The organism is Kitasatospora sp. NPDC127116 (assembly GCF_042677365.1).
Classification (GTDB): Bacteria; Actinomycetota; Actinomycetes; order Streptomycetales; family Streptomycetaceae; genus Kitasatospora; species Kitasatospora lactacystinica.
On sequence record NZ_JBHXTL010000197.1, the window covers coordinates 1 to 13,130 of the forward strand.

The window sequence follows — 13,130 nt, forward strand, 5'->3', positions numbered from 1 at the left end:
GGCCGGGGATGTCAACATATCTGGCGTTGACTTTTGGCACGCTGTTGAGTTCTCAAGGAACGGACGCTTCCTTCGGACCGCCTTCCAGCGGACCCCCCGGGCTTCGTTCTTTCGTGTTTCCAGCTTATCAGATGTTTTCCGCTCCGTTTCCGGGGCTTCGTTCATCCAACTCGCCGGTGTCTTCCGGGGTTTGACGCCCCGTCCGACGTTTCAAACTCTAGCCGATCCCCGCTCCGAAAAGCGAATCCGACCGCAACCCAATAAAACGAGCACGCCTAATACGCACCAGGCCACGACGCACACAGGCGAAGCGACCCGGCCCGAACCGGGAAGTGGTGTTTCAGAGGATTGGCCACCCCGGGACCGTCCGCGCGGCTGCGTGTCCGGTGCTCCCTGTCAGGCGACTAGGAGACAGTACTCCTACTCCGGGCCCAAGCCAAACGCCCCTGCCCGGCTCCTCCCCGCCCCACACCCCCGGACGCCGATCAACGTCGGCGTTCATCGTTTGTCTACCGCTCTCCCCCAAGCTCGTGCCACACCGCGCCCCGAGGACCTGGCGGCGCGATCGCACGAGAGAACCACGAGGTACACGGGGACATGAAGACGATGAAGGCCCTCCGGCAGATCGCCCTGGCCACCGCCACCACCGCGCTCGCACTGGCCGGGGCCGTGGCCTCCACCGGCACCGCGGAGGCGGCGATCGACCGGGCCGTCGACCACGTCTCGATCTGGGACGACGAGCCGCTGTACCAGGGCTGGTACATCGAGTCCGGCTCCACCAGGATGATCATGCAGCCCGACGGCAACTTCGTCGTCTACCAGTACGGCAGCGACGTCAAGATGGCCAGCAACACCGTCGGCTGCGGCTACAAGGCCGTCATGCAGGTCGACGGCAACTTCGTCGTCTACGCCGCCAACGGCTACGCCTGCTGGTCGTCCGGCACCGCCGGCCACCCGCACGCCAAGCTGACCGTCACCGCCGGCGGCACCTCCGGCGTCTACTGGGGCGGCGGCATCATCCCCCGGCTCGCCCACTCCTCCGAGCGCGGCCCCTTCTCCGGCCCGGGCTCGGTCTTCTTCTCCTCCGACCTCTACTGAGTCCTCCCCGGCCCGTCCCCCCGGAGCGCGAGCCAGCTGACCAGGTCGGCCACCGTCCACCGGGGCCGGGCGGCCAGCCGCTCCGCCGCGGTCCGCAGCAGGACCGGCAGGTGGCCGCAGAGCGCGGCCACCTCGGCCACCGCCTCCGGCTCCCGCCGGACCCGCTCCGCGCCGACGATCCGGGCCAGCAGCTCGTAGGCGTCGTGCGGCTCCAGCGGTCCCACCGCCAGCCGCACGGCGTCCTCGGGCAGCGCGCCCGGCTCCGCGCCCGCCACCACCGCGGCGCAGCCGGGCGCCGCCGGCAGCAGCGGCCCCGGCTCTGCCACCCCGTCGAGCAGCACCAGCACCCGGCGCCCGGCGAGCGCCGCGCGGTAGCGCGCGGCCAGCTCGTCGAGGCCGGCCGAGGAGTCAGCCCGATCCCCCAACGCCCGCAGGAAGCCGGCCAGCACCGCGCCCGGGCCGCCGGCGCTCGCGTACAGCTGACCGTCCGGGAAGGCGTCCTGGACGGCGTGGGCGACATGCACCGCCAGCGCCGACGCGCCGCAGCCCGCAGGGCCCGACAGCCCCAGCACCGGCGTGCCGCCCGCCCGCAGCGCCCGCTCCGCCTCCCGCACCTGCGCCGCCCGCCCGACCAGGTCCGGAATGTCCGGCGGCAGCTGACACGGCCTCGGCAGCCGCCGCAGCAGCACCGGGGTCTCGCCGCGCCGGATCTGCTCCGCCAGCTCGACCAGCGCCGGGGCGGGTTCGAGCCCGAGCTCCCCGTCCAACCGCTCCCGCAGCGCCTCGTACCCCGCCAGCGCCTCCGCCGTACGGCCGCAGCGGTGCAGCGCCAGCAGGTGCAGCCGGTGCACCTCCTCGTCCTGCGGGTACGACGCCACCAGCCCGGCCAGCGGATCCAGCGCCTCGGCGTGCCGGCCGAGCGCCAGGTCCAGGCCGAGCAGTGCCTTCACCGCCGCGAACCGCCCCGCCGCGAGCCGCTCCCGGACCCGCTCGGCGAACGCCCCGGGCACCCCGTCCAGGGCGCGCTGCCCCTCCCAGGAACCCAGTGCCCGCGCCAGCGACTCGCGTGCCCGCAGCGGATCCTGGTGACGCAGCGCAATGGCCTCGGCCACCGCGCCCTCGTAGCGGAAGAGGTCCACCGCCGTGCGCGGCGCCTCCAGCCGGTAGCCGCCCGCGGTCCCGACCAGCAGTCCGGGCGTGCCCAGGGCACGCCGCAGGCGGTGGATGTGCGTGCCGATCTGCCCGACCGGATCCTTCGGCCAGCGGGTGTCGTCCGCCCCCCACAGGTCCTCGACCAGCCGATCCGTGGACACCAGCTGTCCCGGCGGGATCAGCAGCGTTGCGAGCACGGCCCGCTGCTGCGGTCGGCCGAGGTCGAGCTCACGGCCGTCGCACCGGGCCCGCAGCGGACCCAGCAGGCTGAAATCGAGCCCCACCGCCCACCCCTCGAAGACGTCGATCCGGTACACAATCTGTGACAGAGAATAGGCCGCCGGGGTATGGGGGCCCCGCCGTCCGGCCGGAACTGGCGGGATCCCGGCACAGAACGACTTTCGGGGACGGGACATGGGTGACATCGGGGGGTCCGGACTGCGGTTCGGACTGCTGGGACCGCTGCGGGCCTGGTACGGGGAGCAGGAGCTGGAACTGGGCAGGCCGCAGCAGCGGGCCGTGCTCGCCGTGCTGCTGGGCGCGGCCGGGCGGACGGTGGCCGTCCCGGTGCTGGTCGAGGGGGTGTGGGGCGGCGCCGCACCGGCCGACCCGCGCAAGGCCGTCCAGCTCGCCGTGTCCCGGCTGCGCGCCGCGTTCCGGCCGTACGCCGGGGACGACCCGGAGCGGATGCCGCTGGTCCGGGTCGGCGACGGCTACGCGTTCAAGGCGGCCGGGGCCGAGCTGGACTCGGCCGTGTGGGACGCCCTGCTGGCCGAGGCCCGACGGCTGCGCGACGCGGACGCGCCGCCGCAGGAGGTCCGGGAGGTGCTGCGCCGCGCCCACCGGATGTGGGTCGGCGAGGCACTGGCCGGACTGCCCGGGCCGCACGCCGAGGCCGTCCGCGCCCGCCTGACCGAACAGCGGGTCTCGGCCAAGGAGACGGAACTGGGGCTGGACGCCGACCTCGGCGACCGCACCGACCTCACCGCCGCGGCGGCCGCCCTCGCCCTGGAGCACCCCGGCCGCCCCCGGCTCACCGCCGTCCTGATGCGCGCCCTCTACCAGGCCGGGCGCAAGGCCGAGGCGCTCGCCGTGTACGAGGACGCCCGCGCCTGGCTCCCGCCGGACGAGGACGGACCGGCCGGGCTCCAGCTGCGCATCCTGCGCGAGGACGCCTCCCTGCTGCCCGCGAACGCCACCGCCGGACCGACCGAACCGGCCGCCACCGAGACCGACAGCTGGCAGGCACCCGACCAGCTCCCGTCCGGCCTGCCCGACTTCACCGGCCGCACCGAGGAGGCCGAGACCCTCGCCGACCGCCTCGCCGGCGCCGGCGGCCGGGCCGTCGTGGTCTCCGCCCTGGACGGCATGGGCGGCGTCGGCAAGACCACCCTCGCCGTGCACGTGGCCCGCCGGGTCCTCGACCGCTTCCCCGACGGACAGCTCTTCGCCGACCTGCGCGGCGCCGACCGCACCCCGCCCGACCCCGGCACGGTGCTCGCCGGCTTCCTGCGGGACCTCGGCGTCGACCCGGGCGAGATCCCTCCGGACACCGGCGAACGCAGCGCGCTCTACCGCTCGGCCCTGTCCGGGCGGCGCGTCCTGGTCGTCCTCGACAACGCCGCCACCACCGGCCACGTCGAACCGCTGCTGCCCGGCTCACCCGGGTGCGCGGTCCTCGTCACCAGCCGCCACCGGCTGACCGGCCTCGCCGGGGCCCACCAGCTGCGCCTGGACACCCTGCCGCCCGAGCAGGCGCTGGAGCTGTTCACCCTGATCGTCGGCGCCGAACGCGTCGCCGCCGAGCCCGGGGCCGCCGAGCAGGTCGTCCGGGCGTGCGGGCTGCTGCCGCTCGCCGTCCGCATCGTCGCGTCCCGGCTCGCCGCCGACCCCTCGCTGACCCTGGCCGCGCTCACCGAAGGGCTCCGCCGCGAGCACCGGCTGGTCGAACTCAGCGACGGCGAACGGACCGTCGAAGCCAGCTTCGCGCTCTCCTACCGCCGCCTCGACGCCGAACTCGCCCGCGCCTTCCGGCTGCTCTCCCTGCCCGACGCCCCCGACGTCCCGCTGCCCTGCGCCGCCGCCCTGCTCGACCGCACCGAGGCCGAGACCGGGGAGCTGCTCGAAACCCTCGTCGACCTCAACCTCCTGCACTCCCCGCGCTTCGGCCGCTACGGGTTCCACGACCTCGTCCGTGCGTACGCCCGCGGTCGGCTCGCCGAGGAGGACGGTGCCGCCGAGAGCACCGCCGCCACCGACCGGCTGCTCGACTTCTGCCTCGCCAGCGCCCGCAGCGCCGACCTCGCCGCCCGCAGGCCCGACCCGGTCGAGCTCAGCCTGCTCGACGCGGCCGTGTCCCACCCCGGCCGACCGGTCGCCGACGGCGCGCAAGCCGTGCGCTGGATGCGCGAGCAGGCCGAGGTGCACGCCGCCGTCATCGCCCTGAGCTGCGCCGACCCGGCCGTGCCGCTCGACCGCGCCGCCGAACTCGCCGACCGGATGAGCTCGGTGCTCGCCGAACGCACCCAGACCACCGTCATCGCCGACCTCGCCGAACGCCTCGCCGGTGAAGCCGAGGCCCGCGGCGACCACGGCCCGCACGCCCTCGCCCGGTACGTGCGCGGCTCCATGCTCTGGCACGTCAACCGCTACGCCGAGTCCGCGGAGGAGATCCGCCGGGTCGTCGACATCTGCACCGCCACCGGCACCGAGCGGGTCCTCGCCAAGGCCCTGCTCACCCTCGGCGGCAACGCCCGCGTCCACGGCCGCTACGCCGAGGCCGCCGAGCACGCCGGCCGCGCCGCGGGGCTGTTCCGCCGCCTGGACGCCGGACGCTCCGAGGGCAGCGCGCTCGGCGAGTTCGCCTTCAGCGCGGCCCAGACCGGACGCCTCGACGAGGCCCGGGACGCCGCCGAGCGCTGCGCCCGCCTGATGAGCGACTCCGGCCCGGTCTCCGCCGCGACCGGCCGCTACTACCTCGCCCGGGTACTGCGGCTGTGCGGCGACCCGGAGGCGGCGCTCGCCCACGCCGTCGGCGCCCGCGAGGAGTTCGCCGCCCTCCAGGTCACCGTCTTCGCCGCCGCGTCCGGGGACCTCGCGGCCCGCATCCACGCCGAGGCCGGCCGCTGGCTGCTCGCCGTCGACGCCGCCGAGGCCGTCCTCCCGCTCGCCCGCCGCACCAGCGCCGCCCTGGAGGCCGCCCTGCTGCGCACCCTCGGCACCGCGCTCACCGGCCTCGGCCGCCCGCGCCAGGCCCGGGCCTGTCTGACGGACGCCCTGGAGGTGTACGAGCGGCTGGGGCTCAAGGAGGAATCCGAGCAGGTCAGGGGGCTGCTGGAGCGGTAGACACGGCATCAACGCGAAGGTGCACTACGCGCGTTGACCGACCGTCTACCGCGGTGCCGGAACGTCTCTCTCGTCAGGCCCCGGGCCGCAGCGGTCGCGGCCCGGGGCGACACCACAGACGAGAGGCGCAACCATGCCCACGCTCCCCCAGCACGGTCAGAACTGGACGCTCAAGTCCGCCAACGGAACCGTCGCCGACCTCCGCTCCAGCCAGACCACCGCCGGCACCGCCATCCAGTCCTGGGGCCCCAACGGCACCACCGCCCAGGGCTGGACCTTCTGGGCCAAGGAGAACGGCAGCTTCCTCCTGGAGACCCTGCTGACCACCGGGCGGCACGCAGGCGGCCAGGCCATGGTCATGGACTTCAACTACTCCATCGGCCAGACCTGGCTCTACAACGAGCACAACCAGCCCAACCAGCACTGGTGCTTCGAGCCCCTCGACAACGACTGGGTGCGCATCCGCACCACCCGCACCAACGACGGCATGCTCTTCCTCACCGCCGCCGCCCCCGGCTCGCCGCTCACCCTGGCCAAGCAGGACGACGGCAACCCGGCGCAGCGCTGGCAGCTCGTCCCGGCCGGGGGCGCCGGCAGCGGCGGCCAGCAGCAGCCCCAGCCGCAGCCCCAGCCCCAGCCGCAGCCCGGCGGCGGCGGTGACTTCCGCACCGAGATGCTGAACTCCGTCAACGCCGAGCGCGGCCGGGTCGGCGCCCCGCCGGTGCGCCTGGACGACCGCCTCAGCGCGGCCGCCCAGCGCCACGCCAACGACATGGCCTCGCACGACCTCACCCAGCACAACGGCACCGACGGCAGCACCCCCTGGGACCGCATCGCGGCCGCCGGCTTCTCCTCGCGGGCCTCCGCCGAGAACGTCACCCCGAGCAACAGCGTGCCGGAGGCGATGCAGATGTGGATGAACAGCCCGGGCCACCGGGTGAACATCCTCAACCCCGACTACAACTTCATCGGCATCGGCTACGCGCCCCGCCAGCGCGGCAACTGGGGCCGCTACGTGCAGACCTTCGGCAAGGCCTGAGACCCCGACCGGCACCCTTCCAGCAACAAGGAGTCCATACCCATGTCCTCGAACGCGGCGGACCTGATCCGCATCGCCCGAGACGAGGTCGGCTACCACGAGGGCCGCAGCGGCGGGCACTGGAACAACATCCAGAAGTTCTCCCCCGCCGTCGCCGGCCTGGAGTGGTCCCAGGGCGAGGCCTGGTGCGCCACCTTCGTCGCCTGGTGCGCCGAGCAGTCCGGCAACGGCGGGCTCTTCCCGGTGAGCGCCTCCTGCGCGGAGGGCGTCGCCTGGTTCAAGGAGCGCGACCGCTTCACCGAGTACCCGGTCATCGGCGGCCAGGTCTTCTTCGGGCCCGGCGGCGGCAGCCACACCGGCATCTGCGTCGCCTACACCAGCTCCACCATCACCACCGTCGAGGGCAACACCAACGACGGGGGAAGCTCCGAGGGCGACGGCGTCTACCTCAAGACCCGTGAGCGCCACTCGGACTGGGTCCACGGCTACGGCATCCCGGACTTCGCCGAGGGCGTCGTCCTCGCCGATCCGCAGTGGAAGGACCGCTCCGGGGCGCTCTACTTCGGGCAGGAGGCGTCCGCCGACGACAGCCCCGCCGGCGGCGCCCCGTCCGGCACCGCCCCGGCGGCCGGCGGCGACAGCGGCGGCGACGGCTACGAGCCCTTCCCCGGCGCCGACTTCTTCCACGACGGCCAGAGCAGCGACGTCATCACCCGGATGGGAGAGCGCCTCGTCGCCGAGGGCTGCTCCGCCTACGCCGAGGGCCCCGGGCCCGAGTGGTCCGGCGCCGACCGCGAGTCCTTCCGCAACTGGCAGCACAAGCTCGGCGACTCGGGCGCGGACGCCGACGGCGTCCCCGGCCCCAAGCAGTGGGCCGCGCTCGCGGTCCCGCGCGGCTGACGCCGGGCACACGGCACACCCACCTCACCAGAAGGAGAAACCCGATGAGCACCATCACCCGTACCCGCAGGCTCCTCGCCTCGGTCGGGACCGTCGCGGCCGTCGCGGGGGCGGTCGTGGCGGGCGCGCCCGCCGCGCAGGCGGCGCAGGCCGGCGCCTGCGACCTGTCGCCGTCCGTGGGAGGCATGACGGCCGTGAACAACGGTTCCGGGGCCGGCGCGCTCGACCTGTACCACAACGTCGAGGCCAACGGTCAGCCGATCATCATCTATCCGGCCAACCAGTCGCCCGCGCAGACCTGGTCGTTCTGGAAGTACTGCGACGGCACCACGGCGATCTCGCACGGGCAGGGCAAGGTCATCGACCTCGACACCGGCTCGGGCGCGGTCCGCCTCTGGGACACCCCCGGCGGGCTGGACGGCCTCAACCGGCCGACCGGCGACTGGATGCCGGCCAACCAGAAGTGGCTGCTGACGGACAACGACCGCGGCTGGTACATGATCATCAGCGCGGCCACCGGGCAGTGCCTCACCGCCAACGGCGGCGGCCAGGCCACCGGGGTGACCTCCTGCAACACCGGCGACCCGGCCCAGCGCTGGCTGCTGGGCTGACGAACCACCGGGCCCGGTCCGCTCCTCGACGTCGAGCGGACCGGGCCTATCCTCGTCCGCGTGCCCCTCATCAGCCTGCACGACCGCGCCGCGCTCGCCGCCCGCTTCCACACCGATCCGGCGCTGCACCTCTTCGAGCTCGGCGACCTGGACGACACCCTCTGGCCCAACACCACCTGGTACACCGCCGCCCCCGACGCCGGGCACGGACCGGTCGCACTGCTCTACAGCGGCGGCGACACCCCCGTCCTGCTCGCCTTCGCCCGGCCCGCCGGCCTCCCCCCGCTGGAGGCGCTGCTGCGCGACCTCCGCCCCTTCCTCCCCCGCCGGTTCACGGCCGGGCTGCCGGACGGCGCCGAGCGGGCGCTCGCACCCGACTACGCGGTCGAGCGCCGGACGCCGCTGCTGCGGATGCTCCTCACGGCGGAGCTCCCGGCCGAGGACACGCACGAGACCCGGCCGTTGGGCCCCGCCGACGTCGACGGCGTCCGAGCCCTGCTCGCCGAGTCCTACCCCGACTCCTGGTTCGACCCCCGGATGCTGGCCGGCGGCGGCTACGTCGGCGTCCGCGAGAACGGCCGGCTGCTGGCCGTCGCCGGAGTGCACGTCCACTCGCCCGCCCAGCGGGTCGCCGTGCTCGGCAACGTCACCACCCACCCCGACGCCCGCGGCCGCGGGCTCGCCCGGGCCTGCGTCACCGCGCTCTGCCGCCGGCTGGCCGCGAGCACCGACCACCTGGGCCTGAACGTCCGCACCGACAACGCCCCGGCGATCCGGCTGTACGAGCGGCTCGGCTTCACCACCGTCGCCACGTACAACGAGCTGGTGCTCGGCGCCACCTCCTAGGCGCCACCTCCTAGGCGCCGCGTCCCGGGCGGCGGATCACGAGTCGATATCCCTTGTCACGGCCGCGCGAGGGACTCGTCACGAACGTGTCAAAGCGGCGCCGAACCCATGGTCCCGATCGTTCGCGCTGCGCTATGAACGTCCCTCAGGAGGACCGCCGGCACCGGGGGTCCGCAACCACGGGGGATCCACACGTGAAGCCCATCCGCAGCAGTCGCCACGCCCTGGCCCTGGCCTCGCTGGCCGCTGTCGGCGCGCTCACCCTGACCGCCTGCAACGACGACGCCTCGTCGTCCGACACCGCGACGACCCCGCCGGCGACCGGCGCGCCCGCCGGCCAGGCCGCCTCGCCGAGCGCCGCGGCCACCACCCCGGCCGCCTCGCCGAGCGCCGCGGCGACCACCCGGGCCGCCTCCGGTTCGGCCTCCATCCCGGCGGGCGGCACCGCCCCGGCGGCCGGGACCACCCTGAAGCTCGGCGACGCCGCCACCATCCCGTTCAGCTCGGGCAGCACCAAGGGCACCATCGCGCTCGCGGTCACCTCGATCGAGAAGGGCGACCCGGCCGACCTCACCTCGCTCAACCTGGGCGACAAGGCCAAGGGGCTGGTGCCGTACTACATCCACTACAAGGTCACCAACGCCGGCGACACCGACCTGTCCTACACCAGCGTCAACCACATGAAGGGCCTGCTGGCGGACGGCACCGAGGCGCAGGAGCTGATGGTCATCGGCTCCTTCCCCAAGTGCAAGAGCGAGTCGCTGCCCAAGGGCTTCACCAACGGCCAGTCCGCCACGTCCTGTGCGGTGGCGATGTCCCCGGAGGCCTCCAAGGTCGCGGGCGCCGAGTACTGGGGCGAGCCGTACACCCTCGGCAATGGCCTCAACTGGAAGTGATGCCCGGACCTGCCCAGCCCCGTGCCGTCAGCCCCGTGCCGTCGGCGACGACGCCGCCGGCGACGCGCCGTGGATCCGCAGGAAGGCGTCCACACCGGCCGCCGCGATCCGCTCGACCTCCTCGTCCGCCACCGGGAGGGCGCCCCAGAAGGAGCGCTCGGCGATGCCGTGGAAGGTCAGCAGCGTGAACTGCTCGGCGGCCAGTGCGGCGTCCCCGACCGTGAGGAGCCCGCGCTCGGCGAGCGCGGCGAAGTGCTGCGCGAGGTCGCGCTGGGAGGCGATCGGTCCGGCCTCCAGCCAGGCCTCCAGGACGTCCGCCGGGATGTTGGCCACTTCGGCCCGGATCGCCCGGCCGAGCGCCCCGTGTTCCCCGGCGGACAGGACCGCGCGGGCCCGCTGGACGGCGAAGTCGATCAGGTCCTGGCGCAGCTCCACCACCCGGTCGAGGTACTTCGCCATCAACTCCCGGATGCGTTCGGTCAGTTCCGCCGAGTTCTGCAGGGCCACCGACAGGAAGAGGGTCTCCTTGTCGGCGAAGTGGTTGTAGACCGTCCGCTTGGACACCCCGGCCTCGGCCGCGATCGCGTCCATGCTGGCCCGGACGTACCCCTCGCGCCCGAACACCGCCGTCGCGGCCTGCGTGATCGCCTTGCGCTTCTCCGGCCGCCCCGCTCCGCCCGTCGTCGCCACGGCCCTCTCCTCTTCCGCCGGCGCATCGGCCGGCCACTCAGAAACTACCCGGTGTAGTTTATCCGGGTCACGGCGAACCCGGACTTGCCGCCGAACACGTGTGCTCTATGCTGCGTACGACTTCTACACCCGTGTAGAGGTGATACGGAAGCGCCTCCCCCGATCACGGGCGGCCGGGCGGGAACCGGCCGGCCGGAAACCGGCGTCCGGAACTGGCAGCGCCACGAACAGAGTTCCGGAACGACGGACGACGGGCCCACGGCCCGGACGAGGACCGGCCCGGGACCGGACGGACCGGACGGACCGGACGGACCGGACGGTCGGCACGCGGCGCAGGCGCCACCGTGGCGCGCGGAGCACGGGAACACCGGGGTGAGGGCGTGGCGGGGCAACGAGGACGGTCGGCCGACAAGCGGGCGCGCCGACGGGCGGCGGACGGACCCGCCGGACACATACGCCCCCTGCCCGGCGGTCCCGCGCTGCCGGTGGCGCTCGCCGTCGGACTGCCGCTGGCCGGCGCCGCGGTCGACGAACTCTCCGGCCCCGGGATGGGCCTGGCCTTCGCGGTGGCCGCGGTGCTCGGCACCGGCCTGGCGGCGGCGCTGAGCGGCCGCAACGGCTGGTGGTGGGTGCTCGCCGCCTCGCCGCTGGTCGTCCTGGGGGTGACGGCCGCCGCCGAGCTGGCCGCCCACCGCGACCGGTACCAGGGCAAGGCCCTGGCCACCGGCGCCGCCAAGTGGGTGGTGCACGGCTTTCCCGTGATGGCCGAGGCCGCGGTCGCGGCCGTCGTCGTGATCGCGTTCCGGCTGGTCCGGGCGAGGAGGAGGCAGCATGGCTGACAACGCCGGAACCGACGGACGTGCCGCGGCCCGCCGCTCCTCCCCCGTGCTGATCGCGGGCCGGGCAGTGGCCTGCACCGTGGGGTTCGCGGTGTTCGCCGCCAGCGGGGTGGTCTGGTACGAGTACAAGCAGCTCACCGACGGGATGACCACCTCCGGCGTCATCGCCGAGACCAAGAAGGACGCGCCCAAGCACCTCGACAACTCGGTCAACCTGCTGCTGATCGGCCTGGACAGCCGCAAGAACATGGACGGCACGGACCTGCCGCCCGAGTTCGTCCAGGACGAACTGCACGCCGGCCACAGCTCCGACATCGGCGGCTACAACACCAACTCCCTGATCCTGCTGCACATCCCGGCGAACGGCGGCAAGGTGCAGGCCGTCTCGATACCCCGCGACGACTATGTGATGACCTACGGCGCCGACGGCTCCCAGCTGGGCATGGCCAAGATCAAGGAGGCCTACGGCGCGGCCAAGGACAAGGCCGACGCGGGCCTGCGCGCCAAGGGCCTCAAGGGCGCCGACCTGGAGAAGGCCGGCCGGGACATCGGCCGGGCGGCCACCATCCGCACCGTGCAGAAGTTCCTCGACCAGCCCATCGACCACATCGCCGAGGTCAACCTGATGGGCTTCTACGACATCGCCAAGGCCCTCCAGCCGATCGAGGTCTGCCTCACCCACGACACCAGGGACCCGGCCATGGAGGGCCAGGGCTCGGGTGCCGACTTCCACAAGGGCGTCAACAAGCTCAACGCCTCGCAGGCGCTCTCCTTCGTCCGCCAGCGCCACAACCTCGACGGCCCGGACGGCAACTCGGGCGACTTCGCCCGCACCCACCGCCAGCAGGCCTTCATCTCCTCGGTCGTGCACAACCTCAAGCAGAAGGGCGTCATCGGCGACCTCGGCAAGATGCAGGAGCTGATGGGCGTCATGCAGAAGGACCTGGTGATCGACAACGAGTGGAACGTGCTCGACTTCGCCCAGCAGGCCCCCAACCTCACCGGCGGCAACGTCGAGTTCAACACCCTGACCTTCGACGGGTTCGGCACCAGGAACGGCCAGGACGTCAACCTGGTGACCCCGGCGAAGGTCCAGAAGGTGGTCAAGCAGCTCTTCGGCTACGCCGACGCCGCCGCGGCACCGGCCCCGGCCGACCCGGCCCCGGGGGCGGCCCCCGCACCGGTCCAGCCGACCGCGGCACCGACGCCGACCCCGACCGCGACCTCCGCCAGGCCCGTCACGGTCGACGTCTTCAACGCCTCCTCCGCCGCCGGCGTGACCTCCGCCGCCGAGGCCAAGGCCCTGGCGGGCCTGGGCTTCAAGGAGGGCCGCACCGGGTCGGCCGGCACCCGGCCGAAGACCACCACGGTCGTCTACGGCAAGGGCGCCAAGGAGGCCGCCGAGCAGATCGCGGCCCGCTACGGGGTGACGGCCACCGAGTCCGCGAGCGCCGCCGCCGACCACGTCGTCGTCACCCTCGGCACCACCTTCACCGGCGTCGCCGCCGACGAACCCGCCTCCCCCGCGGGCGGCGCCCCGGCCGACCCGGCCGCCAATCTGCCCATGCAGGGCCCCGCCGTCGACGCCCAGGCCGACGGCGGCATCCCCTGCGTCTACTGACCCGCTCCGCATCGGCCGTGCGGGGGGGGGGACCCCCCCCGGGGGCCCGCCGCCGGAGGTCCCGGCCGGCGGGGGGGGCGGCGGCAACCCAGG

At 74.0% G+C, this 13,130-nt stretch carries 11 protein-coding genes; 9 read left to right on the forward strand and 2 right to left on the reverse strand.

Translation table 11 applies throughout. The annotated features are described in order from the left end of the window. The first annotated feature begins 597 nt into the window (after window positions 1-597). The gene (locus ACFVHV_RS40985; protein WP_359902319.1) at window positions 598-1,098 is read left to right on the forward strand and encodes a hypothetical protein; all 501 of its coding nucleotides are present in this window, start codon (window positions 598-600) and stop codon (window positions 1,096-1,098) included. Here ACFVHV_RS40985 and ACFVHV_RS40990 read toward each other — a convergent pair. After that, window positions 1,092-2,567: a BTAD domain-containing putative transcriptional regulator gene (locus tag ACFVHV_RS40990; protein ID WP_380358612.1), complete on the reverse strand. Its 1,476-nt coding sequence runs from the start codon at window positions 2,565-2,567 to the stop codon at window positions 1,092-1,094. The genes ACFVHV_RS40985 and ACFVHV_RS40990 overlap by 7 nt on opposite strands. A 97-nt stretch (window positions 2,568-2,664) precedes the next feature. Between ACFVHV_RS40990 and ACFVHV_RS40995 the strand changes: the two genes are divergently transcribed. The 6 genes from ACFVHV_RS40995 to ACFVHV_RS41020 all read left to right on the forward strand — a co-directional run bounded on the left by ACFVHV_RS40995 (window position 2,665) and on the right by ACFVHV_RS41020 (window position 9,887). After that, window positions 2,665-5,595 carry a BTAD domain-containing putative transcriptional regulator gene (locus ACFVHV_RS40995; RefSeq protein WP_380358615.1) on the forward strand — a complete coding sequence of 977 codons (2,931 nt, stop codon included), beginning with the start codon at window positions 2,665-2,667 and terminating at the stop codon, window positions 5,593-5,595. Window positions 5,596-5,728: 133 nt separating this feature from the next. Then, on the forward strand, window positions 5,729-6,634 hold the full coding sequence (locus ACFVHV_RS41000; RefSeq protein ID WP_359902310.1) for a CAP domain-containing protein: 906 nt from the start codon (window positions 5,729-5,731) through the stop codon (window positions 6,632-6,634). A 42-nt stretch (window positions 6,635-6,676) separates the two neighbouring features. Then, window positions 6,677-7,534, forward strand: coding sequence for a peptidoglycan-binding protein (locus ACFVHV_RS41005; protein WP_359902307.1), 858 nt, complete (start codon window positions 6,677-6,679; stop codon window positions 7,532-7,534). A 44-nt stretch (window positions 7,535-7,578) separates the two neighbouring features. Beyond that, complete coding sequence (locus ACFVHV_RS41010; protein WP_359902304.1) at window positions 7,579-8,145, forward strand: RICIN domain-containing protein; 567 nt, start codon at window positions 7,579-7,581, stop codon at window positions 8,143-8,145. A gap of 60 nt (window positions 8,146-8,205) precedes the next feature. Further along, window positions 8,206-8,991 (forward strand): GNAT family N-acetyltransferase, encoded by a 786-nt coding sequence (locus ACFVHV_RS41015; protein WP_359902301.1) that lies wholly within the window; start codon window positions 8,206-8,208, stop codon window positions 8,989-8,991. A gap of 194 nt (window positions 8,992-9,185) precedes the next feature. Continuing rightward, window positions 9,186-9,887 (forward strand): hypothetical protein, encoded by a 702-nt coding sequence (locus ACFVHV_RS41020; RefSeq protein WP_380358619.1) that lies wholly within the window; start codon window positions 9,186-9,188, stop codon window positions 9,885-9,887. Between the two features lie 27 nt (window positions 9,888-9,914). On the opposite strand, the gene ACFVHV_RS41025 is transcribed toward ACFVHV_RS41020, so the two are convergent. Continuing rightward, entirely contained in the window at window positions 9,915-10,577 is a 663-nt protein-coding gene (locus tag ACFVHV_RS41025; protein WP_359902295.1) for a TetR/AcrR family transcriptional regulator, read from the reverse strand. A 380-nt stretch (window positions 10,578-10,957) separates the two neighbouring features. Between ACFVHV_RS41025 and ACFVHV_RS41030 the strand changes: the two genes are divergently transcribed. After that, window positions 10,958-11,416 carry a DUF6542 domain-containing protein gene (locus tag ACFVHV_RS41030; RefSeq protein WP_359902292.1) on the forward strand — a complete coding sequence of 153 codons (459 nt, stop codon included), beginning with the start codon at window positions 10,958-10,960 and terminating at the stop codon, window positions 11,414-11,416. Then, window positions 11,409-13,037: an LCP family protein gene (locus tag ACFVHV_RS41035; protein WP_380358621.1), complete on the forward strand. Its 1,629-nt coding sequence runs from the start codon at window positions 11,409-11,411 to the stop codon at window positions 13,035-13,037. Before ACFVHV_RS41030 ends, ACFVHV_RS41035 begins: the two co-directional genes overlap by 8 nt. Window positions 13,038-13,130: the final 93 nt, after the last annotated feature.

Excerpts from the sequence above, each read along its gene's own strand:
- ACFVHV_RS40985 (WP_359902319.1), top strand. The coding sequence starts at position 598 with ATGAAGACGATGAAGGCCCTCCGGCAGATCGCCCTGGCCACCGCCACC.
- ACFVHV_RS40995 (WP_380358615.1), top strand. The coding sequence starts at position 2,665 with ATGGGTGACATCGGGGGGTCCGGACTGCGGTTCGGACTGCTGGGACCG.
- ACFVHV_RS41000 (WP_359902310.1), top strand. The coding sequence starts at position 5,729 with ATGCCCACGCTCCCCCAGCACGGTCAGAACTGGACGCTCAAGTCCGCC.
- ACFVHV_RS41005 (WP_359902307.1), top strand. The coding sequence starts at position 6,677 with ATGTCCTCGAACGCGGCGGACCTGATCCGCATCGCCCGAGACGAGGTC.
- ACFVHV_RS41010 (WP_359902304.1), top strand. The coding sequence starts at position 7,579 with ATGAGCACCATCACCCGTACCCGCAGGCTCCTCGCCTCGGTCGGGACC.
- ACFVHV_RS41035 (WP_380358621.1), top strand. The coding sequence starts at position 11,409 with ATGGCTGACAACGCCGGAACCGACGGACGTGCCGCGGCCCGCCGCTCC.